This is a genomic window from Flavobacterium sp. CHNK8 (genome assembly GCF_019774515.1).
GTDB lineage: Bacteria > Bacteroidota > Bacteroidia > Flavobacteriales > Flavobacteriaceae > Flavobacterium > Flavobacterium tiangeerense.
In genome coordinates this window covers 52,476-76,452 of record NZ_CP081492.1, presented here as the reverse complement: position 1 = coordinate 76,452, position 23,977 = coordinate 52,476, and the positions used below count along the sequence as shown (strand labels likewise).

The following is a 23,977-nucleotide window of genomic DNA, read 5'->3' as shown; positions in this document are numbered from 1 at the left end:
CTTATGTTATATTTGTAATTAATCACATCATTTTGTTTAAATCAATAGGTCTACAGGTATTTAAGAATAGTAGAATTAAAAATGGTACTATTTATGGAATTGGTCAAATTGTCAATTTGATTAGTCCGCTTGTGGTTATGCCTTATCTAATAACGATTTGTGAAAAAGAAGGATTAGGTAAAATAGGTGTAGGCTTTTCATTTGCTTTAATATGTAACGTAATAGTGGATTATGGCTCTTATATCAATGGTACCAAAGCTATTGCGATAGGTAGAAACCAAGTTGAAAGTATCAATCAAAAAATTGTTTCTATCTATGTAATGAAATTATTTTTACTTGCTATTTTACTACTTTTTTCCTTTCTATTGATTTGGTTTGTTCCTTTTTTTAAGCAGGAACAAGCAGTTTTCTTTTTAAGTTTATTGTATGTATTGGGACAAGTAATCAATCCTACTTGGGTTTTTCAAGGATTAGAAAATTATAAATGGATTTCATGTATAAATATTATATCCAAATTAATTTATGTTGTGGCTGTTTTTTCTTTTATCAATAAAAAGGAGGATTACATCTATGCTAATGCTTACTTGGGAGTTGGATTGATTGTTTCAAGCGTCATTGGATTATTTTATTTGATAAAAAAATACCATTTACGGTTTTATTCTTCGGTTTGTAAAGATGCTATAGAGTTATTGAAACAAGATTTTTCATTAACAATATCCCAGTTGTTTTTGTCTTTTTATCAATATCTTCCCATTATGATTATTAGCTATCTGGGAGGAAATGCAATGGCAGGACAGTATAGAATTATAGACCAAATTGTAATGATTTTTAGGACTTACTTACAGATGTTCTTTAATTTTATTTATGCTGATGTTTGTTTGCAAATACATAAAAATCTGAAAAAAGGCATTACACATTGGTTGCAGTATTATGGGCTTAATTATACGGTAGTGGTACTGTTAGTAATTGTTGCATTTGTGTGTACTAAGCCTATTTTGTTGTTTTTTAATATACGTTCTAATGAGCTAGATGCAATGAACATTTTTTTTAAAATAGGTCTTATCATACCTTTGTTTATGGCAATTTCTATTGCCTTAAAACAATTGCTTTTTGCTTTAAATAAAAACAAAGAATATATCAACATTACCATTGGCTCTTCTATTTTTAGCCTGCTTGTTTTTTTTATATTTATTAAAAATGTGGGTCTTGAGGGTGCATTTTTAGCTATAATTTTTATTGAATTAGTAGTGATTGTTCTATATTGTATTGTTTTGAAACCATTAATTAGATTGGAAAAATAATGATGAACTTTACAATTTATAAAAGTTTCCCCTACCAGATTTTATTCTTATTCTGTATAGTAGTTTCGTTGTTTGCAAACTATGAGCTTACTTTTGTGGTATGGTTTTTCACTTTATTGATCACCATAAAAAGAAAATATTCAGTTACTATACTAAAATATTGCGCTATCTTCTTGGCTATACTTTTAGTTGCAACGGTCTCTACTTTATTTAGTAAAACGACTCTTTTTTTATTTATAAGAGACTTTACATACCTGGTAAAACCCATTTTAGGATTATTAGTGGGCTATCAGCTTTGTAGGTTTAGCAGTAAGTTAGCCTTAAAGGTTTTAATTTATACAGGCCTAGCCATTTCAATACTACATTTGGTTACCTTATTTTTCACCATAATCCAATTTAGAACGTTAAGTGTTAATTTCTTGAGGCAGCAAGGTGGCTATTTTAGTGATTATGAAATCTATGTTTTAATTATACTTATTTTTTATAAAAACTTCAAAATTGAAATTTCAAAAAAACAAAGAACGGTTTTATTACTCATTATAGGTTTGTCTAGTTTTTTGTATTTGGCGCGAACTAATCTGATTCAATTTATTATTTTATACGTGGGTCTAAAAGGATATTTAGTATACAGCCACAGATCATTAAAAGTGATTTTATCGGTACTTTTAGTTACAATTATAGGCTATACAGCCATTGTCTATAGCAATCCAAAACGAGAAGGAAAGGGGATTCAAGCGTTTTTGTACAAAATAAAAATTGCTCCCGAAGAGGCATTTAAAACACGAATTAATAAGGATGACTGGAAAGATTTCAATGATAATTACCGCTCATTTGAAAATATTATAACTGTAAAACAAGTTTCAAATAACGGACCTCGAGCTGTACTTTTTGGGGAAGGGTTGGGGTCAACATTAAATATTGGTCGAAAAATATTGACAAATGACAATGAGTACGTTCAATACATTCCTATTGTTCATAACGGTTACATGACTATTTTTCTAAAATCAGGGCTGTTAGGAGTTATTTTGCTGCTAGTTTTCTTGATTCATTTATACAGACAAAAGAAATCTAATCTTGAGGCCTTACAAGCCATTAATTATTTATTATTGGGTTCTAGTGTTTTTTTAATTGTATCTAATTGGGTTTTTTTAGGTTTGTATTTAAAATTAGACAACAAATCAATAATAATAGGATTTTTAATTGCCCTAAGAGAGGTCATGTTAAGAGAGTATAAAAGTCAAAAAAGCAGTTTAAATGAATATTAAAAACACAACCAACATCTTTGTTGACTGTCATGTTTTTGATAGCGGTTTTCAAGGTACTAGAACCTATATTCAAGGTCTTTACACGGCTTTGATGCAGTATGAAGATCTTCATTTGTATTTGGGTTCCAATTATCCAAAATCCTTACAAATTATTTTTGGAGATCACCCTAACGTGACGTATGTAAAATACCAGTATCATAATAAATTTTTAAGGCTTCTTGTTGATATTCCTAATATTATCAAAAAAAACAAAATTGACTTTGCGCATTTTCAATACACTGTTTCGCCCGTAAAAAGATGCAAATATATCGTGACAACACATGATGTATTATTTGTTGATTTCCCAAAATATTTTTCGTTTTTTAGTCGATTTATCAATAACATTTTATACCAACAAAGCGCTAAATGGGCAGATATTAGACTCACGGTTTCTGAATATTCCAGACAAAAATTAGAGCAGCATTTAGGATTTTCTGATTATGTATTAACTCCAAATGCAGTTGACGGTGCTTTTTTTGAAACCTATATTAAGGAGCAAGTCAAAGCTCGAGTTGCAAATGAATATTCCTTGAACGATTATATAATTTATGTAAGTCGCTGGGAACCCAGGAAAAATCATCAAATGGTTTTGAAAGCTTTTGTTGACTTGGAATTGTATAAAAAACACCAACTTCTTTTTTTAGGTAATGAAAGTATTTCTAATCCTGAGTATCAAGAAATATTTGATGGATTAGCACCTGAGATAAAAAATCAAATAACAACTGTAAACAACACTGATTTTCAAACGATGTTGTTGTTACTAAGAGGAGCAAGTGCAGCTGTTTATCCTTCATTTGCTGAGGGGTTTGGTATTCCTCCGTTAGAATCAGTTGCAGCAAAAATCCCTACAATTTGTTCTAATAAAACGGCCATGTCTGATTTTAGCTTTTTTAACGAATTTTATTTTGACCCAAATAATCAAACCGAGTTCAACCACAAATTGCTGTATATTCTTGAAAATAACACAACAGCAGAGTTTGAAAAAATGGCCAATTCAATACAAGAAATTTTTAATTGGGAAAAATCAGCAAAGGTGGTTTACCAACTTTTAAAAGAAACTACAAAGTAATTTAGTTTATTGATTTTTTGCAGTACCACTGCCAAAGATTTTGTTTTTTGTTTTCACTAAAAGGTTATAATTTTTAGCAAATTGTTTCTTTAAAAATGATGCATCTTCCTTTGGGAACCAATCGGTAGTGCGAATTTTTTCAATTTGGCAGATATGATTTTGGTATGCATATGTTGCAATTGAGGTTCTAAAATGGCCTTCAGGAAAATTTGTTAAATCATATCCATGCAGCGTGTATGGTGCACATTGTTGAATAATAAAACGATTAAACGGAACATCCAGTTCGGCTTCTTCTCCAGTTCTAAGATCTTTTATTTTTAACTCACCTTTATATTCCTTTTTCCAGTCTTTGTTGAGGTATAATAAGAGGTTTAACTCACGGTACCAGTTGTTTTGAATGGGATGGTAATTAAAGTCTAAGTGCATATCGAGAAAGCTGTTTTTCTTTCCTTGATGCAAGCCTCCTCCATGATTTTTTGGGTCTACAAAAATCGATTTTGATGTGATATAGGATAATATTTTATTGAACCTTTCAGAGGAAAAGTCTTCGTACAGTTCCAGTAATTCTGGTCCAAGTATTTTATAATTTGATTTTTCAAATTTATTATTTGCAAAGGCATAATCCCTACTTTTATTATGCAGTTCTGGAATGCTATTATATGCTTTGATTAGTTTTTCCTCATCACAAAATTGATCAATGATTAAGTGTGGAAACGGTTTAGCGGTTACATACGTTAAACGTAGTGGGTTTAAATTATGTTCTAGGTATTCAAAATTGATCATAAATTGCTGAGGTGATGTATTTGTAAACAAAAATAGCTATTAATGAGCGTATTTAATTAGATTAGAATTAATTTTCGCTATCAATTCCAGTATTTGAGACTTTTAAACTTTTAAAATCATTATTTTTGGAACTTGATTAAAAATAATGAAATGAAAATTGCAATTCTCGGGACTAGAGGAATTCCTAATAATTATGGTGGTTTTGAGCAATTTGCCGAGATTTTTTCAGTTTACCTTGCCAAGCAAAATCATGAGGTTTATGTTTACAATACTCATGATCATGTTTTTAAAGAAAAAATGTTTCAAGGTGTGCATATCATCCATAAGTACAATCCAGAACATAAAATAGGTACGGCAGGGCAGTTTATTTATGACTTGAATTGTATCATAGATTCTAGATCAAGAAAATTCGATATTATTTTGCAATTAGGATACACTAGCAACTCCATTTGGTCTTTTCTGTTACCCAAAAAATCTATGATCATCACCAACATGGATGGAATGGAGTGGAAGAGAACTAAATATTCTGCAAAAATTCAAAGATTTTTACAATTTGCCGAGAAAAGAGCTGTAAAAAGTAGTGATTTTTTAATAGCAGATTCTATTGGAATACAAAAATATCTTAAAGAAAAGTACAACAAAGAGTCTACGTACATAGCGTATGGAGCAGCACCATTTTGGAATTCAAATGAGGAGTTACTCTTACCTTATAACTTAGAGAAGTATACTTATGACTTACTTATAGCTCGGTTTGAACCCGAAAATAATTTAGAAATGATTCTGGATGGAGTAGCCGCTTCAAAAAATGATAGACCGATAGTTGTTGTGGGTAATAGCAACAATAGTTTTGGTAATTATTTAAAACAAAAGTTTAAAAACAATCCTAAAATTCGATTTATAGGTGGCGTCTATAACAAGGAACATTTAGATAATCTTAGGTTTTTTTCATCGCTTTATTTTCATGGTCATTCTGTAGGTGGTACTAATCCGTCTTTGCTAGAGGCAATGGCTGCTAAAGCATTAATTTCAGCTCATAGGAATGAATTTAATCAAGCCATTTTAAAAGACAATGCCTTTTATTTTTCGAATGCTAAAGAGGTTCAAAAACTAAGAGAAACAGTTCATAAGAGTCACCATAATCAAATTGTTCAAGATAACTTTGATACCATAATTCAGGAATTTAATTGGAATAAAATAAATGAATCCTACCTTACCTTATTCAAAAAAAGTCTTTCATAAAATTGAAGAATTGTGGCAAAATCAAACACTATTGGTTTATCTTTTAGCTGCAATGCTCATGACGCTTCCGTTGAAACACAACATCGGGAGTATGACTTGTATTACTTTTTTACTGGTTTGTTTTTCTAAGGCTAAAAATGCTAATTTTTCAATTTCAAAAGTTGAAATACTTCCTATATTCCTTTATGTGTTAATGGTGCTTTCCTTACTATGGACCATTGACGTTCACGCTACAAAGGCCGGATTACAAAAGGAAATATTGGTTTTATTAATTCCCATTGCTTTTTGCTTTTTACCCCATTTAAATCAAGAAGTAAAGCATCGGGTTTTTAAAATTTACAGTTTCTCAATGGTGTTTTTTGCCATTTTTTGTTTAGCAAAAGCAGTCCTTAAATTTAGCAGTTCAGGAGATTTTAGCGTGTTTTTTTATCATGAATTGGTTACTGTTAGCCTTAATGCAATATATGTTTCGGGGTTTGCCTCATTTGGGATGTTCTATTTTTTGGTCCAAAAAAACAAAACAATTTTTGATCAATTAGCATTAGTAACACTAGTTGTATTTGTGTTTTTATTGTCATCAAAGAATATTATAGTTTGTGATTTTATTTTGGTCATGGTGTATCTTTTCTTTTTTTCTGGATTTTCTAGAAAAATAAAAACTGCAATACTTGTAGCCATTGTTTTTATTACAACAACCTGTATAGCATCAATAAAACCAATAAGAGACCGGTTTATGATTGAGTTACAAACCATACTGGTTGATAGTTCTTTAAAAGAAGGATCTGATGAAAATCAAAATTCAATCTACAGCATTAGTTTAAAACAGGCTTGGAGCCAAGATACGTTTCAGGAGAATGATTTTTTTCCTGGGGCTGCTTTTCGAGTTTATCAAACGAGGATTTTTTTAGAAATGCTTCAAGATGAGAGCATCTTTTTCACTGGATTCGGATTAGATGCAGCTCAAACTAAAATTCAAAATAAAGTCAAAGAACATCATTTGCACCACAGTTATGGTGTATATAATTTTCATAATGAATATGTACAAATTTTTTCTGAACTTGGTTTTTTTGGTTTTTTAATTCTGGTTTGTATGTTGTTTATTTCCATTAGAAACGGAATTAGAAACAAAGATTTTGTGCATATCGCTTTTTCGGTAACAATGATAGTGTTATTTTTGACCGAATCCTTTTTGAGTAGACAAAGAGGTATAATTTTCTTTATTGTATTGTACTGTTTGTTAAACAAAGTAAATCATAATAAAGAACAGAACTTATTGTAATGAAAAGAATACTTATCACTGGAGCCGCAGGATTTTTAGGATCACATCTTTGTGACCGTTTTATCAAAGAAGGCTACCATGTTATTGGGATGGATAATCTCATTACGGGAGATTTAAAAAACATTGAGCATCTTTTCAAATTGGAGCAGTTTGAATTTTACCATCATGACATCACCAAGTTTGTTCATGTCCCTGGAAATTTAGACTATATTTTACACTTTGCATCGCCTGCAAGTCCTATTGATTATTTAAAAATCCCTATACAAACCTTGAAAGTAGGTTCCCTTGGCACCCATAATTTATTGGGTTTAGCAAGAGTCAAAAAAGCAAGAATTCTTATTGCATCTACTTCTGAAGTGTATGGAGATCCATTGGTACACCCACAAACAGAAGAATATTATGGCAACGTAAATACCATAGGACCTAGAGGAGTGTATGACGAAGCAAAACGCTTTCAAGAATCCATAACTATGGCGTATCATACTTTTCATGGCGTAGAAACCAGAATAGTTAGAATTTTCAATACCTACGGACCAAGAATGAGGCTCAATGATGGTCGTGTTATTCCAGCTTTTATTGGTCAGGCCATACGTGGTGAAGATTTAACCATTTTTGGGGATGGTATGCAAACCCGTTCTTTTTGCTACGTTGATGATCAGGTAGAAGGTATTTTTAGATTGTTGCATTCGGATTATGTTTTGCCTGTAAATATTGGAAACCCAGATGAAATTACCATTAAAGATTTTGCCGAAGAAATCATTAAACTCACAGGTACCAGTCAAAAAGTAGTCTACCATCCGTTACCAATAAATGACCCGTTGCAGCGCCAACCAGACACCACAAAAGCCAAAGAACTGCTTGGTTGGGAAGCTAAAGTAGGCCGTGCCGAAGGAATGAAAATCACCTACGAGTATTTTAAATCCTTATCTAAGGAAGAATTATCCAAAGAAGAGCACAAGGATTTTTCTAAATATATTTTTTAGTTTATTCTACTCTTTTATTTTGTAACTAAATGAAATAAAAATTTTAGAACAATTTCTTTTTATAAGATTCGCAACGGCTTGAGGTTGCTTACATGCTATTTTAATTTGTATCCTATTGAAAACAAAAACAGGAAGATATTCGGGCTACATTCGTCCCTTTTCATTTGCCATTGATTTATTGATAATCAATGTCTTACTATGGTATATGACTGATTTTCCTGTAAAGACACCTTTTTATTTTGTTATCATAAGTATAAGTTGGTTTATTATTGCTGCCAGTTTGGGTTTTTATGAGGTTTACAGGTATACTAAAGTGATTTCTATATTAAATTGTGCCTTAAAACAAGGAGTTGTATTTTCTCTTTTTTGTCTTGCCTTAGCCTTTTACGACTCCTATAATTCTAGTTTTGAAAGCATTGGGTATTTTACTCTACTGTCTCTATTTATCATTTTAATTGTCAAGCTGGCTATTTATTATTTTCTAAAAAAGTATAGGCTATTGTATGGTGGAAACTTTAGAAAAGTAATTTTGATGGGCAATGCAAAAAGCACTGAGCCTTTGCAACATTTTTTTACAGAGAACCCAGATTATGGGTACAAACTTGAGCGTGTTTTTGAACTTGAAAAAAATAAATCCCGAACCCTTAAAGAGAGTTTTGAATATGTAATAGAACATCAAATAGATGAATTGTATTGTTCTATGAGTGATTTAAACCAAAACCAAATTAATGAAATTGTTTTTTTTGCCGATAATAATTTGAAGACATTAAAGTTTATTCCCAGCGAAAAACAAATTCTTTCGCGGAATTTCACATTTGAATATTACAATTATATTCCTGTAATATCATTGCGTAACATTCTACTTGATGATACTTTGAACAAGGTAATTAAGCGTGTTTTTGATATTGTTTTTTCATTAATCATAATTGCAGGAGTGCTCTCATGGTTGACACCCATATTGGCTATATTCATTAAATTGGAGTCAAAAGGGCCGTTGTTTTTTATTCAAAAAAGAAATGGATTGAATTACAAAGAATTTTTTTGTTATAAGTTTAGATCTATGGAGCTTAATGAGGAAGCCCACTTGAATCAAGTATCAAAAAACGATATTAGAGTTACTAGGGTAGGTCGTTTTATAAGAAAGACTAGTATTGACGAATTACCACAATTTTTTAATGTTTTACTGGGCGAAATGTCAGTAGTAGGTCCTAGACCACACATGGTAAGTCACACCCAGAAATATGCACTTACTGTAGATAAATTTATGGTACGTCATTTTATAAAACCAGGTATTACTGGACTCGCTCAAACAAAAGGTTTTAGAGGAGAAGTTGAGACCGATAAGGACATTATCAACAGAGTAAAATATGATATCTTTTACATGGAAAATTGGTCTATTTTATTAGATATTAAAATCATTTTTTTGACCATTTACAATACGATTCGGGGCGATAAAAAAGCATATTGATATGAAAAACAATTTAGTATCTATCCTAATGCCCTGCTACAATTCAGAGAAGTACATTCTTGAAGCTATTTTGTCAGTACAGCAACAAACACACACAAATTGGGAATTGATTCTAGTTGATGATTGTTCAAGTGATAGCACTGTATCTATTGCTACAGTAATTGCAAATCAAGACAGCCGAATACGTATTTTTAAACTTTCTACAAACTCAGGAACAGGTATTGCTAGAAATACAGCTTTATCAAAAGCCACTGGAGATTACATTGCTTTCTTGGATGCTGATGATAAATGGAAACCCAATAAGCTAGAACTACAATTGCAATTCATGCAGCAGCATAAATTACCATTTACTTTTTCTTTTTACGAATGTATGAATGAAGCAGGAACATTGTTAGATAAACGCGTAGAGGCACCAAAAAGACTTACGTATAGGCAACTTTTTTTTTGCAATTATATAGGCAATCTCACTGGGATTTATGATGTTTCTTTCTACGGAAAAATCCCTATTGCTCAATCTAGAAAAAGACAAGACTGGATGATGTGGCTTACCATTCTTAAACCTATAAAAATGATACGGCCCGTACCAGAAAGTTTAGCGTTTTATAGAGTAAGGGACAACTCTATTTCGGCCTCTAAATTCGATTTGATAAAACATAATTTTGCAGTATATCGTTCTTTTCATGGATACAACATAATACGGGCATTATTGTGCATGTTAGTTTTCCTGTTTACGCAACTTTTGGTCAAGCCGCGCTACACAAAAAAACTTATAGCAGAGACTTAAACTGTTTTAGTTTACCTCTATTGGTTCTATCTAAAATATTTTTGCGGATAAATGTAATGCTCAAATTAGGCTCTAGATATAAAGAAATTGCAGCTTCAATTTTTTTAATTTGATTGGAAACGAGTTCTTTTTCACTTACATAATCAATTTCAAAACAATCTAATTTAGTTTGTTTTATGGTAAATTCTTTTACATTTCCATCATCTTCAATGATACTTTTAGTCACGTAATAAAATGTAAGTCCTGCTGATTTTTTTCCGCTAGGTAAAATAACCACATCATTGGAGCGCCCAATTAATTGTTGTAAAATGGGCTTTTGTAAGGTGCTTTTTTCATCCAAAATGCCAATATCACCAATATCATACCGTATAAACGGATGCGCTTTATTGTACAAAGAGGTAATGACAACACGGCCAGCTTGACCATAAGGAACTGCTTTATTATTTTCGTCTAAAATTTCAACAAACAAGGTTTCAGAGTTTATTTGCCAAAGCCCTTCAGGATTTTGAAACGCAATCAGGTCTAGCTCAGAGGCACCGTATTCATTGACAATAGGAACTCCAAGTTGTTTTTCTAATAAAATTTTATCGTCATCAAAAAGCATTTCAGAGGTAACCATACATACCTTTAAACTAGGACAAACACTGGTTAATACAATATTTTTGTGCTGTAAAAATTTAGCAAACAAAACAATAGCGCTGGTATACCCATTGATGTAATCAAATTTTTTTTGGCTAAAGGTTTTCAAAATCGTTTCTAAAACAACATCTGACAAATCAAATACAGAAAACCGGTATCGATGACTCAAGAAATCTTTGAACCGTTCTTTTTTATTTCCAATAAAATCCATCGGGATGCCATAAAACCGGGCTTGGTATGAAGTATTAAAATCAATGCCGTACCAACCAAATCGGTACATGTTTGAAGCCCAAGTCAAAGCATGAGAATAATTGTCTTTTGCAAATATAAATGGAGTACCGCTAGAGCCAGACGTTTTGTTTGTATAGCAGTTTTTTAAAGTATAACCCCTAGAAAGTCTTTCTTGAAGTGGTTTTTGTAAATTTTGTTTGCTCAAAATGGGTAAATCATCCCAGTTTTTATAATTTTTTGTACCTACAAGTTTACTGTAAAACGGATTGTTTTCTAAATGATACAGAACAATTTCTCGTTTCTTTCTCTCAATAAATTGCTCATGTTCTTGCGGTGTATGTGCAATTATTTTTAGTAATTCCTGCTTTGCTTTACGAATGGGAAATCCGTTCCATTGCAGTGCTATATCAAATAATCGAAACATTCTTAAGGAGTATTGTGTAATCAAAAATAGTATTTATGTCTTACTTATTAGTCGCTTTGGGGAAGTTTTTACTATTTAATTGTTTTTTGAGTTCAAAACCAATTATTTTTGCACGACAACTAAAAACAACACACATGACAATTTTACTACTCGGTTCTGGCGGAAGAGAGCACGCATTTGCTTGGAAAATGGTTCAAAGCCCATTATGCGAAAAACTTTTTGTAGCTCCTGGAAATGCAGGAACTGCTGCCATTGCAACCAATCTTGCTATGAGTCCAACAGATTTTGAAGCTATAAAAACATTTGCCATTCAAGAGAATGTAGGCATGGTGGTTGTAGGTCCTGAGGATCCTTTGGTAAAAGGGATTTATGATTTCTTTTTAAATGATCCAGCTTTACGTCATATTCCTGTTATTGGTCCTTCAAAAATAGGCGCTCAGCTAGAAGGGAGTAAGGAATTTGCAAAGGAATTTTTAATCAAACATAACATTCCAACGGCTGCTTATGATAGTTTTACAGCCGAAACCGTAGAACAAGGATGTGAATTCTTAGAAACATTGCACCCTCCGTATGTGTTAAAAGCAGACGGTTTGGCCGCTGGTAAAGGAGTTTTGATCATTCAGGATTTGGCTGAAGCCAAAGAAGAATTAAGAAACATGCTCGTACATCAAAAATTTGGTGTAGCCAGTTCGAAAGTAGTTATCGAAGAATTTCTGGACGGAATAGAATTGAGCTGTTTTGTACTCACAGACGGAAAAAGTTATAAAATCTTGCCAACTGCTAAGGATTACAAGCGCATTGGCGAAGGCGATACAGGACTTAATACAGGCGGTATGGGAGCTGTTTCTCCAGTTCCTTATGTAGATGCCGTTTTAATGGAAAAAATAGAAACACGCATTGTAAAACCTACAATTGATGGTTTTCAAAAAGATGGAATAGCCTACAAAGGTTTTGTTTTCATAGGGTTGATCAATGTTAATAATGAACCTATTGTTATTGAATACAATGTAAGAATGGGAGATCCAGAGACTGAAGTAGTAATCCCAAGATTAAAAACTGATTTGGTTGAATTATTTTTGGCTGTAGCCAATGAAAAACTGGACGAAATCAACTTAGAAATTGATCCAAGAAGTGCCACTACGGTGATGCTGGTATCTGGAGGTTATCCAGAAGATTTTGAAAAAGGAAAAGTAATTACGGGACTAGAAAACGTTCAAGATTCAATTGTATTTCATGCTGGAACTAAGCTAGACCAAGGAGCTGTTGTTTCAAATGGGGGTAGAGTGCTAGCCATTACATCGTACGGGAATGATTTTCAAGAGGCCATAAAAAAATCTTACCAAAACATAGACAAGCTACATTTTGATAAGATGTTTTTTAGAAAAGACATTGGAAATGATCTTAAATAACAAAAAGAGCTCTCAATCCCACTAGGGGTTGAGGGTTCTTATTTTAAAAAAGAGTGAGCCGTAGTATCTTGATTTTCTGTTCCTGCATCATTAAAGATTTGCAATTGTTTGATCCAATATACCATTGCAGATGCACAAATAATCATGAAAATCCAGTTGATAGTGTTAGCAACAAACCATGAGCTAAGCTCTAAAGAACGTAAAAAATCTAGAGGAGCAAATAAAATGTCTACAAATAAGTATTGTATTCCTTCGAAAAATGCTTTCATAATATATAAATTGATTTAAGTAATTGTTTTGTAAACACGATACTAACGAATGTTTTTTAAAATAAAATAATCTTTATTAACAAGCAGGGTTTACTTTTTAAACAAGTATTATATTTACAAACACAAAAGTATAAAATATCCTTATGATAACAAGTGTTTTTAGAAAATCTACACCATTAAATTTTTCATTGGTTGTAATTTTTATGCTGGTTTTCTTTTTAGTAGTACAATTCCAAGAAACTTCCTGGATGACATCTTATTTTTTAATGTTTAAAAAAGGGGTATCTTTTTGTTTTATAGTTGCTTCGGTGTTTTTAACTGATTTTATTGCCAAAAGAAATGGCTTGAGTAAAGACAGCACTTTCACTACATTTTTCTTTTTGTTGTTCTTGTTATTTTTCCCAAGTATTTTTGACAATATTAATCTCATTATTGCAAATTTTTTTCTGCTTTTAGCCCTTAGGAGATTAATTTCATTGCATTCTTTAAAAGCATCCAAGGAGAAAATATTTGATGCTTCGTTGTGGATTTTCCTTGCTACTTTATTTCATTTTTGGAGTATCCTTTTTATAGTATTGGTTTTTATTTCTATCATTTTTCACGTAGCCAGAGACTATAGAAACTGGATTTTACCTTTTATTGCTTTTTTTGTTACCGGAATCATTTTCTTGTTGTTTACAACGGTGTTCCAAATTGATAGTTTGGCTTACATTAAAAACAGTATCAGTGTAAATTTTGCATTAGATTATTTCACAAACAATTATCAAAACGGGGCAATGTCTATTTATGCAACTATTGCTTTGTTTTTTATAATCTCTATGTTTGCTAGTTTGTCCAGTAGACCTCAAATACTTCATACTTCTTATAAAAAAGTAGTAGCTTCTTTCTTTTTAGGCGTTGTTATTTATGTAATTTCAGATCATAAAAGTAATGATTTACTCCTTTTTACTTTTGCACCCTTAGCCATTATGGCAACCAGTCATATTGAGATACCACAAGAAAAATTAAAACAAGAAATTGTAGTTTATGTGATGATTGCCTGCAGTATGTTTGCTTTTTTTACACAATTATAATTTAATCCCATAGGCTAAATCACCTGCATCTCCTAGTCCAGGAACGATATAGCTCTTTTCATTGAGTTTTTCATCGAGTGAGGCAACCCATAAGTGGCAAGTATCAGGCAACTGTTCTTGCAGGTAAGCAATCCCCTCTGGAGCTGCAATAACCACAGCAATATGAATTTCTTTTGGTGTACTATTTTCCATTAATTTATTGAAAACAGCTACCAGTGATTGTCCTGTAGCAAGCATAGGATCAACAAGAATCAAATTTTTTCCGTTGAGGTCAGTAATGGCTTGGTATTGAACCAAAATATCAAATGCTTCATCATTGTTTGGGTGGTGCCGGTAAGCTGATACAAAACCGTTTTCGGCTTGATCAAAGTAATTTAAAAAACCTAAATGCAAAGGCAAACCCGCCCTCAGTACTGAACATAATACGAGTTGATCTGCTATTTCAGTAGTTTTTTTTATTCCTAGAGGTGTTTGGATTTCAATATTAGTATACTCTAAATTTTTACTTAATTCGTATGCCATTATTTCACCAATACGTTCAATATTTCTTCGGAAACGCATGCTGTCGTTGTGTACAGTAACATTTCGAATTTGCCCTAAAAAGTGATTAAGGACACTGTTTTCCTCTGATAAATAATGAATTTGCATGGTTGTTTTTTTCGAATTAAACTTAGTACTTATTTTTTATGGTATAAAAGTATAAAAAGTATCTTTGTGTTTTAATATATAAAGATATGTTTTCAAAATTAGCCTACTCCGTATTCGAGCAAAGCATCAAGGATTATCACCAGTTTGATAATGTTGATCAACCTATAAACAATCCTTTCCCAAAGGATAAATTTGAACATTTATTGTATCACAAAAACTGGATTGACACCGTTCAATGGCATTTTGAGGATATTATTCGTGATCCAAATATTGATCCAGTTGCTGCCTTAACATTGAAAAGAAGAATTGATGCTTCTAATCAAGAGCGTACGGATATGGTGGAATATATTGACAGTTATTTTCTTCAAAAATACAGTCATGTGTTGGTAAAAGATCATGCAAAAATCAATTCAGAAAGTCCTGCTTGGGCGTTTGACCGTTTGTCTATCTTAGCTTTAAAAATTTACCACATGCAAGAAGAAGCTACTCGTGACGAGGCTTCACAAGACCACAGAGATAAATGTCAGACGAAATTGAATGTGCTATTAGAACAAAGAACAGATTTGTCAATTGCAATTGATGATTTACTTACGGATATTGAAAATGGTGATAAATTCATGAAAGTGTACAAACAAATGAAAATGTACAATGATGATGAATTGAATCCTGTTTTGTACCAAAACAAGAAGTAAAAGATATTTTGAACATTAATTAATTGTCAAAAAAAATCCATAATATAGCCGTCATGAGACTCTCTGCAATGGGAGATGTCGCCATGACGGTTCCTGTTTTACGAGCTTTCGTAAAGCATTATCCACAAATTAAAATCACGGTTATTTCCCGACCTTTTTTCGAACCTTTTTTTGAAGGAATTCCTAATCTTTCTTTTTTTGCTTTTGATGAAAAAGAGAGACATAAAGGATTTCTTGGATTGTTGCGTTTGTTCCAAGATTTGAAAGGTTTACAAATTGATGCTTTTGCCGACTTACACAACGTTTTGCGTTCTAAAATTATCCGAAATCTTTTTGCCTTGATCGGAAAAAAAACAGCCTCAGTAGATAAAGGAAGAGCAGCAAAAAAAGCATTGACCCAACCCGAAAATAAAGTATTCCAACAACTGCCTACGATGTTTGAAAGACACGTAAAAGTTTTTGAAAAACTTGGTTTTACCGTTGATCTTTTCCAACCTGAGTTTCCTGAAAAAGCAGTTTTGAGTCCTGAAATACTCGAATTAATTGGAAAAAAAAATCAGAAACTGATTGGAATAGCGCCTTTTGCACAGTACGATTCTAAAGTATATCCGTTGGATTTAATGGGTGAAGTAATTGATCAATTAGCATTGGATACAACCCAAACCATTTTACTTTTTGGCGGAGGAAAAATCGAAATAGAACTCTTAAATTCACTGGCTGATAACAAAGAAAATGTGATTGTAGTTGCAGGAAAAATTAAGTTTCAGCAGGAATTACAACTCATCAGTAATCTGGATGTAATGCTTTCTATGGACTCCGGAAATGCGCATATTGCGGCTATGCTTGGTGTAAAAGTCATTACACTTTGGGGCGCAACGCATCCGTATGCGGGATTCTCACCGTTTAACCAACCTTTAGAGAATGCTTTGGTCTCTGACAGAAATTTGTTTCCTAAATTACCAACTTCGGTTTATGGAAACAAAAAAGTATTGGGTTATGAAAATGCCATGCGTACGATTTTGCCGGAAACTATTGTTTTAAAAATTAATGGTATTTAGGATAACCATTTAGAATTTTAAAGCAAAACACCCATCAAAAATTGCCCTTTTCAGATGAGTTTTCGTTTTAACAAGACTGTTTCCTAAACATGATTACAATCTTTAGAAGTGCTTTCTGAATTACAATTGTAGTTTTAGGCTCATAGACTTTTATGTAAGAATAAATTTAACATTAAAATAACAAAAACGCATTATTTTTGCAGTAAGAATAATACTATTTTTGATTTTGAAAAATTCAATTTGTTTCAATCTGTTTTGGTTAGAAGAAAATATTCATTCGATAATCAAACTTTTTAGAAGAATTTTGAATCGTTCCATTCACAAAATCAGATACTCTTTATGCCAAAAATTATTGTAACCCTTGTAATTTTCTTTTATTTCTGCTTTTCAGCATTTTCTCAAAAAACCAAACTTTCTGGAGTGATAATGGATGGTAATGAAAAAACTCCAATTCACAATTCAGTTGTAGCTTTATTAACTCCGGTAGACTCTGTCCTATTTCAATTTACACGATCCAACAAAGACGGTAAGTTCTTACTACAAAATATAAAGCCAGGAAAGTATATTATGATGACTGCTCACAATCAATATGCAGATTATTTAGAGGATATTACCATTACTGATAAAGACATGTACATGGGTAACATCAACTTAATGAGTAAAATGGAGTTGCTCCGTGAAGTGGTCATTAAAACGGGTTCTATCAAGATTAAAGGAGATACCACTAGTTATAGAGCTAGTGATTTTAAAGTGGATGCCAACGCAAATGTGGAGGAATTACTAAAAAAATTACCAGGAATACAAGTTGACAAAAACGGTACGATTAAAGCCATGGGAGAAACCGTTGAAAAAGTATTGGTAGATGGCGAAGAATTTTTTGGAGATGATCCAGGAATGGCTGTTAAAAATTTACGTGCGGATGCGATCAAAGAGGTACAAGTTTTTAATAAAAAAAGCGATCAAGCAGAGTTCACAGGAATAGACGATGGTGACACTAAAAAAACAATCAACCTGCGACTGAAAGAGGACAAGAAGAAAGGTTATTTTGGTAAAATAGATGGTTCGAACCAACCCTTTACCGATGCAGATTCCAGATACAATAGCAATGTTATGGTGAGTAGTTTCAAAGGAAAAAGAAAGCTCTCTGCGTTTTTATTAAATGGAAATACAGGCCAAGATGGATTGGACTGGCAGGATAGTGACAAATTTGGAGGTGGATCAGGTAATGTAAGCATGAGTATGGATGATGATGGAAACGTAAACTATGAATGGACTGGTGGCGATACAGATCAAGAACCTTATGTAGATACTCAAAATGGATTTATAAAGAATACCAATGCAGGTTTACAATACAGTAACAAATGGGGTGAAAAACACAGTTTGAATTTATCACCAAAATACAACAGACAAAGCTACCAAAACAATAATTCTAGAAGTACACAGACTCAAGTAGGCGACACACAATTGAACGAGAATAGATCAACCGTAAGCCATGTTAACAGAGATAACTTTAAATTAAACGCGGTTTATGATGTAAAAATTGACTCCGTAAATACCTTAAAAATTACTGCAAAAACTAATTTTTATAATACAGAAAGTGATGAGTTCACAACTGGTAATACAACCGGTAGCGACGGCTTGATACGAAACAATCAAGAGCGTTTGTTTACTACTAAATCTGAGAAAGTAGCGCTTTCAGCTGGCGCTTTATTCAAGCATAAATTTGCTAAAGCCCGCAGGACATTGTCTGTAAATACCAATTGGAATACTCTTAATACCAATGCCAATAATTTTTTGAAATCGGCGAATGAAAGTTATGAAGGTGGTGTTTTTGCTTTTAGTAATGAAGTGGACCAAAACAAAATAGGTGAAAAAAACACGCAGAATCTTACAGTAAACACTACGTATACAGAACCTTTAGGGAAAAAATTCGCATTGCAATTATCTTATCAAATTGCAAATAACAGCGGCGATAGCAATTTTATTACCTACGACTTCTCTGACATTACTGGCAAATATGATGTAGTAGTAGAGTCACTTTCGAATCAGTTTGAACAAAATATTACAACCCATAAACCGGTTATAAAATTAAATTACAATGCCAAAAAAATCAATTACAGTTTTGGTAGTGGTTTTGGCTTTACTTCCTTTAATTTACAAGATTTAACTTTGAATAAAGAATACAAACGCAGTTTTACTAATTTTTTTCCATCGGCTAATTTTTCGTATAAATATAAAAGCAACAGTAATTTGCGTGTGACGTACCAGGGAGCTACAAGACAGCCTACAATTGACCAATTACAACCATTGCGTAACAATCAGGATTTCTTTAACCAAATAGTAGGAAATCCAGATTTGAAACAATCGTTTACAAATAGCATAAATGTGTCTAATAATAGTTACGATATTTTGACCGAAACTAATTGGTATCAAAGTGTTTCTTTTAGAACGACTTCAAATTTGATTTCTTTCAATAGAGATATTGATCCTGAAAGTGCTAAGACCATCACCACACCAATCAACACAAACGGAAATTTTTCAGGAAATTTCTATATGGGATATGGATTTAAGATCAAAAAAATCGATTTGAGTGTCAATCTAAGTCCATCTGCTAATTTCAATAGATCTGTAAATAGTATCAATAACAAAATCAATAATTCGAATACTTTGAATTCGTCATTCTCTATCTATTTGAATAAATCTAAAGAGAAAAAATATGATATTTCTTTGAACAATAGTTTTTCAAATAGTCGAAATGCTACCTCTCAAAACAATGATGTGAAATCTTTTAACACCAATAATTTAGGATTAGATGTTGCGGTTTACTTTAGAGAAAAATGGAAAATATCAACCGATTACAATTTATATTCTCGTCAAAAAACAGTAGATTTTCAAACCAATCTTACCAACCAATTATGGAATGCTAGGTTGCAAAGAACATTCAAAAATGATGAATTTACCGCTTATGTGATGGTACGAGATATTTTGAATCAAAACATAGGCATTAATAGATTTGTCTATGAAAATACAATAGGTGAGGAGCGTAATGATAGACTTCGCCGTTATGCTATGATTGGTTTTACATGGAATTTTAAAAACAAAAATGGCCTAGAAAAAAAATAGACAAATCCGTTTGTTAAGTAGAATCATGCGTTGAATAACGTTTTTAAGCATTATAACTAAAATGAAAACATCAAAAAGTATAAAATCCAATCCTATGAAATCAATCCTATTTTATCTCGTAGCTTTTGTTTGCACTACAGGATTATTTGCTCAGCAATTTGTAGATAAGGCTGTAGTTGAATATGAAGTAAGCACCAATCTGAAAAAAACAATGAGTAATGACAGTTGGGATGAGCAAATGAAAGAAAACATGTCTGACTTAAAAATATCCTATTTCACCTATACTTTTGAGGACAATAAAAGTATTTTTAAATTCGACCGTTGGAGTCCCAAAACTAGAATCCCGAAACACGAAAAAGACGCAGACGAGGAGAATAGTTGGTATTTTGATTTTACAGCTCGAAAAATGAACATGCAAAAGCAAATTGTAGGAACCAATTTTGTAGTTGTAGATAGTATTCCAAACATTCAGTGGAAGATTACTAATGAACACAGAGAAATTGCTGGCTATAATTGTAGAAAAGCAGTTGGTAAAATAATGGATGATGTATATGTTTTTGCATTTTATACAAATGATATCACCATTTCTGGAGGTCCATGTTCTATAAACGGATTGCCAGGACTTATTTTAGGTCTATCAATTCCTAGATTATACACCTCTTACATTGCAACTAAGGTAGATTTAAAAAGCAATGATAGCGCCGCGATCAAGTCCATTACAGCTAAAAAAACCTACGATTTAATAGGATTAAAAACCTTGATCGAAGAAAAAACAAAAGATTGGTATACGTATGGGGAAGATAAGGAAGAAAATAAGCGTCAAAAAAACCTGTTTTTGTGGAATGCTTTCTTGTAATGTTTTGACTGTAGATTAAATATTGGATTTTAAAATATTGAGTTTTAGAACACGATCAACTCTAAAATCATTTTTTACCTTGACAACACTTTAAAATTTACTGGTATAGTATTTGAAATAAAAAAGTATCAAGTTGTGAATAGCTTTTACGAACTATTTCAAAGTGATTAATAGTATTAACAGTTGATAATGTTCATTGGAACCACTAAGAAAATTTAGGTTTTTTTAAAGTATTTATCAATGAACTAAGCTGAATAATTTCATCAGTTCGTTTATTTTTTCAAGTTTGTAACAACTTATGAAAAGGATATATTAAATTCTATCGATCATTTGATTTTATAAAATAAAACAACTTAAAATTATAGTACTCAAATCTAATTAGGTAAAACTTTCGGTGAGATTTATTAGCTTGTTTTTTTATAATTTTTGTTGATTAGATTCCAATAGATCATCTCATTTTCAACACGTATCTTGGTGAAATTAAATTTATGTAGAAGATTTATTGAACTAATATTTTCTGTTAAACAATTTGCTGTAATTTCTTTTATTTTTTCGTTGGAGAAAGCCCATTTTATTAGCTCTCTTACGGCTTCTTCTGCAAAACCTTTTCGTCTTTCTTCCTTGATTATGCCATATCCAATATCAATATTTTCTTTTTTATCGTTAAATCCTTTAAATCCTAAATCTCCAATTATTTCCTTTGTGTCTTTCTTGATTATTATCCAAGACTCAAAACCTGTTGGATAGCCTAACTTGGTTAAATTATTAATAATTCTAGGCAAAGTATCTAAAACATCCATGTCTGGCCAACTTTTCCCTTTTTGATAGTTCCATTTTTCTAAATCACTAAAATCATTATTTAAAATATTTTGACAAAATGGAATTGTAAATGGTTTAAGTATTAAATTTTTAGTTGTCAGTTGTTCAATTTCAATTTTTTTAATTTTCATGTTTTAATGCAAGATGATAAGGTAAATAAATATAATGTCTGACCTACCTTATAGGATTTAAAGAAGAATTACTTGTAATAGACTATTAAGTCTACTAATATACTAAAAATCTCAACTCCCTAAAACAAAAAAACTTCCCTTTTCAGAGAAGTTCTTGTTATCGTATAGACTGTTTTAAACATCATCATAATCTACATAAAGAGTCTCAGAGGTAGGATGCGCTTGACAGGTAAGTATCAAACCATCGGCAATTTCTTTATCAGTAAGGATAGAATTCTTAGACATCTCAGCAGTTCCAGAGGTAACACGAGCCAGACAGCTGCTACAAATTCCGCCTTGGCAAGAATATGGAGCATCAATTCCTTGTTTTAAAGCGGCATCTAGAACGGTTTGTTTTTGTGACATTTCAAAGGTTGTTTCCTCATCATCTACCAAAACGGTAATTTTTGAATGACCGCCCAATGATTTTTCTATCTTATTTTCTTTGGTTGAAGAAGCAAACAATTCAAATTTAATATTTGATTCCTTTACGTTGTGCTCTTTTAAAACTCCAGAAACGGTATTGATCATTTCTTCAGGACCACACAAATAAAATTTATCAAAATCAAGTTCTTTGTGTTTTGTGTTTAAAACAAAATTCACTGTTGATTTGTCAATTCGGCCAAATAAAGAAGGCTCTACCTGAACTTGACTGTACACATAATGTACAAACAGTCGTCCTACGTATTGCAATTGCAAATCGTGTAATTCTTGGTGAAAAATAGTGTCTTCAGGTGATTTGTTGCCATAAACCAAAACAAAAGTGCTGTTAGGTTCGTTGTGTAAAACCGATTTTAAGATCGACATCACGGGTGTAATTCCACTTCCTGCCGCAAAAGCTGCGTAGTTGCGTTGGCGATCAGCCTGAGGTTCAAAAGTAAATTTTCCTTCCGGAGTTCCTACTTCAAGAACGTCGCCCGCTTGGAGTTTGGTGTTGGCAAATTGCGAAAACAAACCATTAGGAACGGCTTTAACAGCGATTCGAAGTTCATCACTATCAGGCGAAGAACAAATAGAGTAGGCTCTGCGAATTTCTTGACCGTCAAGGGTTAGTTTTAAGTTTAAATATTGACCAGCAACAAAAGCATAGTTTGCTTTTAGTTCTTCTGGTACATTAAAAAGTATAGAAACCGCATCTTGAGTTTCGCGTTTTACTTCTTTTATGATAAGTTTTAAAAAGGATGACATCTGTTTATTTTTTTACAAAGATACTAAAGTCAATAGGTTTCTTAAATTAAAGATTTTGAAAAATTTATATACCTAGAACTGTTATGTATAAGAATCTTATGTATATTTGTTTTTCCAAAAGAAAATGAAAATGAAAAACTCACAATTGTACAAAGGAAGTCTGAATACGATTATCATGAAATTGCTGGAAGAAAATGGCAAGATGTACGGCTATGAAATCACTCAGAAAGTAAAAGCTATTACTGCGGGTGAACTCAATATTACCGAAGGCGCTTTGTATCCCGCCTTACACAAGCTTGAGGCTGAGGGAATTCTGGATGTTGAAATTGAAAAAGTTGACAACCGCATGCGAAAGTATTACAAACTAACCGAAGCAGGCGAGAAGGAAACCGTAAACCGACTCTCAGAACTCGAAGATTTCATCAGAAACATGCAGAGTTTAGTGAACCCTAAGCCTAGTTTAGAATTTTAATTTTTTCAAGATGAAATTAACCACCGAACAAATAGCCCAAATAGAAGAAACTTTAGTTTTAAACGGTCTTGTTTATCAAGATGTGAAGCTAGAAATAATTGACCACATAGCATCAGAAATTGAAGAAATAATGAGTCAGGAAGAAATTTCATTTGACAGTGTCTGTAAATCAGTTTTTGAGAAATGGAAAAGTGCACTAGAAATTTCATCTAGTAGTAATTGGCTAGGAGCATTTTTTAAAGCACCTCGATTTGTAGTTGACAGATTAGTCACATATTCTAAAGGACAGGCTTTAAATATATTTTTTTCAGTTCTTGTTTTCGGGTCTCTACTAGCTTTTATAGTTTCAAATACATTTCAAAAAGAAACCTTTAAAGCTATTAGTTTGGCTTTACAAGTAACTTACACCATATTGATAGTATGTACCAGTATAAGTATGTTCTTGATTTGGAGGTCTACAATTAAAACCATGTACGGAAGATTGTTTCTTTTCAGAGGTTGGCTCGTTTTTTTATTTTGTTTACAGTTTAACATTTATAATGACCCATTAAAGCATTTTGATGCTAGTAATTCTTTTTTGCATAATCTAGTAGGCTGTGTACTATTATGTAGTCCATTTGTATACTCTTTCTTTCAATTAATGTTGGCTAGTGAACATTTTAAAATCGTTAAAAAATTGAAATTAGTTTAATCTTT

22 protein-coding genes are annotated in these 23,977 nt (G+C 32.1%); 16 read left to right on the top strand and 6 right to left on the bottom strand.

Annotated elements, in window-relative coordinates:
• The first annotated feature begins 32 nt into the window (after positions 1–32).
• From K5V07_RS00345 to K5V07_RS00335, 3 genes are read left to right on the top strand one after another with little or no spacing between them, the layout of a single operon-like run.
• Positions 33–1,301: an oligosaccharide flippase family protein gene (locus K5V07_RS00345; RefSeq protein ID WP_221915909.1), complete on the top strand. Its 1,269-nt coding sequence runs from the start codon at positions 33–35 to the stop codon at positions 1,299–1,301.
• Positions 1,301–2,566: a hypothetical protein gene (locus tag K5V07_RS00340; RefSeq protein ID WP_221915908.1), complete on the top strand. Its 1,266-nt coding sequence runs from the start codon at positions 1,301–1,303 to the stop codon at positions 2,564–2,566. Before K5V07_RS00345 ends, K5V07_RS00340 begins: the two co-directional genes overlap by 1 nt.
• Positions 2,556–3,674: a glycosyltransferase family 1 protein gene (locus tag K5V07_RS00335; protein WP_221915907.1), complete on the top strand. Its 1,119-nt coding sequence runs from the start codon at positions 2,556–2,558 to the stop codon at positions 3,672–3,674. Before K5V07_RS00340 ends, K5V07_RS00335 begins: the two co-directional genes overlap by 11 nt.
• A 6-nt stretch (positions 3,675–3,680) precedes the next feature.
• Here K5V07_RS00335 and K5V07_RS00330 read toward each other — a convergent pair whose 3' ends face one another.
• Entirely contained in the window at positions 3,681–4,487 is an 807-nt protein-coding gene (locus K5V07_RS00330) for a 2OG-Fe(II) oxygenase (RefSeq protein WP_255577385.1), read from the bottom strand.
• 120 nt (positions 4,488–4,607) lie between these two features.
• Here K5V07_RS00330 and K5V07_RS00325 point away from each other — a divergent pair, with 120 nt between their 5' ends.
• From K5V07_RS00325 to K5V07_RS00305, 5 genes are all read left to right on the top strand, one after another.
• Complete coding sequence (locus tag K5V07_RS00325; protein ID WP_221915906.1) at positions 4,608–5,696, top strand: DUF1972 domain-containing protein; 1,089 nt, start codon at positions 4,608–4,610, stop codon at positions 5,694–5,696.
• Positions 5,656–6,975: an O-antigen ligase gene (locus K5V07_RS00320; RefSeq protein ID WP_221915905.1), complete on the top strand. Its 1,320-nt coding sequence runs from the start codon at positions 5,656–5,658 to the stop codon at positions 6,973–6,975. Before K5V07_RS00325 ends, K5V07_RS00320 begins: the two co-directional genes overlap by 41 nt.
• Positions 6,975–7,958 carry a UDP-glucuronic acid decarboxylase family protein gene (locus K5V07_RS00315; protein WP_144889931.1) on the top strand — a complete coding sequence of 328 codons (984 nt, stop codon included), beginning with the start codon at positions 6,975–6,977 and terminating at the stop codon, positions 7,956–7,958. Before K5V07_RS00320 ends, K5V07_RS00315 begins: the two co-directional genes overlap by 1 nt.
• A gap of 115 nt (positions 7,959–8,073) precedes the next feature.
• Positions 8,074–9,426, top strand: a complete 1,353-nt coding sequence (locus K5V07_RS00310) for an exopolysaccharide biosynthesis polyprenyl glycosylphosphotransferase (RefSeq protein WP_221915904.1) — start codon at positions 8,074–8,076, stop codon at positions 9,424–9,426.
• 1 nt (position 9,427) lies between these two features.
• Complete coding sequence (locus tag K5V07_RS00305; RefSeq protein ID WP_221915903.1) at positions 9,428–10,210, top strand: glycosyltransferase family 2 protein; 783 nt, start codon at positions 9,428–9,430, stop codon at positions 10,208–10,210.
• Here K5V07_RS00305 and K5V07_RS00300 read toward each other — a convergent pair.
• Positions 10,194–11,504, bottom strand: coding sequence for a phenylacetate--CoA ligase family protein (locus K5V07_RS00300; RefSeq protein WP_221918109.1), 1,311 nt, complete (start codon positions 11,502–11,504; stop codon positions 10,194–10,196). The genes K5V07_RS00305 and K5V07_RS00300 overlap by 17 nt on opposite strands.
• A gap of 134 nt (positions 11,505–11,638) precedes the next feature.
• On the opposite strand from K5V07_RS00300, the gene purD reads away from it, so the two are divergent.
• Positions 11,639–12,913: a phosphoribosylamine--glycine ligase gene (gene purD / locus K5V07_RS00295; protein ID WP_221915902.1), complete on the top strand. Its 1,275-nt coding sequence runs from the start codon at positions 11,639–11,641 to the stop codon at positions 12,911–12,913.
• A 38-nt stretch (positions 12,914–12,951) separates the two neighbouring features.
• Here the strand turns inward: purD and K5V07_RS00290 are convergent, their stop codons facing one another.
• Entirely contained in the window at positions 12,952–13,182 is a 231-nt protein-coding gene (locus tag K5V07_RS00290) for a uracil phosphoribosyltransferase (RefSeq protein WP_144889941.1), read from the bottom strand.
• A 143-nt stretch (positions 13,183–13,325) separates the two neighbouring features.
• Between K5V07_RS00290 and K5V07_RS00285 the strand changes: the two genes are divergently transcribed.
• The gene (locus K5V07_RS00285) at positions 13,326–14,255 is read left to right on the top strand and encodes a DUF6427 family protein (RefSeq protein WP_144889943.1); all 930 of its coding nucleotides are present in this window, start codon (positions 13,326–13,328) and stop codon (positions 14,253–14,255) included.
• On the opposite strand, the gene upp is transcribed toward K5V07_RS00285, so the two are convergent.
• Positions 14,250–14,903 carry a uracil phosphoribosyltransferase gene (gene upp / locus K5V07_RS00280; RefSeq protein WP_221915901.1) on the bottom strand — a complete coding sequence of 218 codons (654 nt, stop codon included), beginning with the start codon at positions 14,901–14,903 and terminating at the stop codon, positions 14,250–14,252. The two genes, K5V07_RS00285 and upp, sit on opposite strands and share 6 nt — an antisense overlap.
• Before the next feature lie 86 nt (positions 14,904–14,989).
• Here upp and K5V07_RS00275 point away from each other — a divergent pair, with 86 nt between their 5' ends.
• The 4 genes from K5V07_RS00275 to K5V07_RS00260 all read left to right on the top strand — a co-directional run bounded on the left by K5V07_RS00275 (position 14,990) and on the right by K5V07_RS00260 (position 20,632).
• The gene (locus K5V07_RS00275) at positions 14,990–15,595 is read left to right on the top strand and encodes a DUF4254 domain-containing protein (protein ID WP_221915900.1); all 606 of its coding nucleotides are present in this window, start codon (positions 14,990–14,992) and stop codon (positions 15,593–15,595) included.
• A 53-nt stretch (positions 15,596–15,648) separates the two neighbouring features.
• On the top strand, positions 15,649–16,653 hold the full coding sequence (locus tag K5V07_RS00270; protein ID WP_221915899.1) for a glycosyltransferase family 9 protein: 1,005 nt from the start codon (positions 15,649–15,651) through the stop codon (positions 16,651–16,653).
• Between the two features lie 339 nt (positions 16,654–16,992).
• Positions 16,993–19,776 carry an outer membrane beta-barrel protein gene (locus K5V07_RS00265; RefSeq protein WP_221915898.1) on the top strand — a complete coding sequence of 928 codons (2,784 nt, stop codon included), beginning with the start codon at positions 16,993–16,995 and terminating at the stop codon, positions 19,774–19,776.
• A 94-nt stretch (positions 19,777–19,870) separates the two neighbouring features.
• A complete protein-coding gene (locus K5V07_RS00260) occupies positions 19,871–20,632 on the top strand; it encodes a GLPGLI family protein (RefSeq protein ID WP_221915897.1) in 762 nt (253 codons plus the stop codon).
• A gap of 404 nt (positions 20,633–21,036) precedes the next feature.
• Here K5V07_RS00260 and K5V07_RS00255 read toward each other — a convergent pair whose 3' ends face one another.
• Complete coding sequence (locus K5V07_RS00255; RefSeq protein WP_221915896.1) at positions 21,037–21,582, bottom strand: GNAT family N-acetyltransferase; 546 nt, start codon at positions 21,580–21,582, stop codon at positions 21,037–21,039.
• 174 nt (positions 21,583–21,756) lie between these two features.
• Entirely contained in the window at positions 21,757–22,809 is a 1,053-nt protein-coding gene (locus K5V07_RS00250) for a ferredoxin--NADP reductase (protein WP_221915895.1), read from the bottom strand.
• A 130-nt stretch (positions 22,810–22,939) separates the two neighbouring features.
• Here K5V07_RS00250 and K5V07_RS00245 point away from each other — a divergent pair, with 130 nt between their 5' ends.
• Both K5V07_RS00245 and K5V07_RS00240 read left to right on the top strand, forming a co-directional pair.
• Positions 22,940–23,281 carry a PadR family transcriptional regulator gene (locus K5V07_RS00245; RefSeq protein WP_086453071.1) on the top strand — a complete coding sequence of 114 codons (342 nt, stop codon included), beginning with the start codon at positions 22,940–22,942 and terminating at the stop codon, positions 23,279–23,281.
• 10 nt (positions 23,282–23,291) lie between these two features.
• Positions 23,292–23,972 (top strand): hypothetical protein, encoded by a 681-nt coding sequence (locus tag K5V07_RS00240; protein WP_221915894.1) that lies wholly within the window; start codon positions 23,292–23,294, stop codon positions 23,970–23,972.
• Positions 23,973–23,977: the final 5 nt, after the last annotated feature.

Excerpts from the sequence above, each read along its gene's own strand:
- K5V07_RS00320 (WP_221915905.1), top strand. The coding sequence starts at position 5,656 with ATGAATCCTACCTTACCTTATTCAAAAAAAGTCTTTCATAAAATTGAA.
- K5V07_RS00260 (WP_221915897.1), top strand. The coding sequence starts at position 19,871 with ATGAAATCAATCCTATTTTATCTCGTAGCTTTTGTTTGCACTACAGGA.
- upp (WP_221915901.1), bottom strand. The coding sequence starts at position 14,903 with ATGCAAATTCATTATTTATCAGAGGAAAACAGTGTCCTTAATCACTTT.
- K5V07_RS00340 (WP_221915908.1), top strand. The coding sequence starts at position 1,301 with ATGATGAACTTTACAATTTATAAAAGTTTCCCCTACCAGATTTTATTC.
- K5V07_RS00265 (WP_221915898.1), top strand. The coding sequence starts at position 16,993 with ATGCCAAAAATTATTGTAACCCTTGTAATTTTCTTTTATTTCTGCTTT.
- K5V07_RS00255 (WP_221915896.1), bottom strand. The coding sequence starts at position 21,582 with ATGAAAATTAAAAAAATTGAAATTGAACAACTGACAACTAAAAATTTA.
- K5V07_RS00300 (WP_221918109.1), bottom strand. The coding sequence starts at position 11,504 with ATGTTTCGATTATTTGATATAGCACTGCAATGGAACGGATTTCCCATT.
- K5V07_RS00245 (WP_086453071.1), top strand. The coding sequence starts at position 22,940 with ATGAAAAACTCACAATTGTACAAAGGAAGTCTGAATACGATTATCATG.
- K5V07_RS00335 (WP_221915907.1), top strand. The coding sequence starts at position 2,556 with ATGAATATTAAAAACACAACCAACATCTTTGTTGACTGTCATGTTTTT.
- K5V07_RS00250 (WP_221915895.1), bottom strand. The coding sequence starts at position 22,809 with ATGTCATCCTTTTTAAAACTTATCATAAAAGAAGTAAAACGCGAAACT.
- K5V07_RS00275 (WP_221915900.1), top strand. The coding sequence starts at position 14,990 with ATGTTTTCAAAATTAGCCTACTCCGTATTCGAGCAAAGCATCAAGGAT.
- K5V07_RS00315 (WP_144889931.1), top strand. The coding sequence starts at position 6,975 with ATGAAAAGAATACTTATCACTGGAGCCGCAGGATTTTTAGGATCACAT.
- K5V07_RS00290 (WP_144889941.1), bottom strand. The coding sequence starts at position 13,182 with ATGAAAGCATTTTTCGAAGGAATACAATACTTATTTGTAGACATTTTA.
- K5V07_RS00240 (WP_221915894.1), top strand. The coding sequence starts at position 23,292 with ATGAAATTAACCACCGAACAAATAGCCCAAATAGAAGAAACTTTAGTT.
- K5V07_RS00305 (WP_221915903.1), top strand. The coding sequence starts at position 9,428 with ATGAAAAACAATTTAGTATCTATCCTAATGCCCTGCTACAATTCAGAG.
- K5V07_RS00285 (WP_144889943.1), top strand. The coding sequence starts at position 13,326 with ATGATAACAAGTGTTTTTAGAAAATCTACACCATTAAATTTTTCATTG.
- purD (WP_221915902.1), top strand. The coding sequence starts at position 11,639 with ATGACAATTTTACTACTCGGTTCTGGCGGAAGAGAGCACGCATTTGCT.
- K5V07_RS00270 (WP_221915899.1), top strand. The coding sequence starts at position 15,649 with ATGAGACTCTCTGCAATGGGAGATGTCGCCATGACGGTTCCTGTTTTA.
- K5V07_RS00325 (WP_221915906.1), top strand. The coding sequence starts at position 4,608 with ATGAAAATTGCAATTCTCGGGACTAGAGGAATTCCTAATAATTATGGT.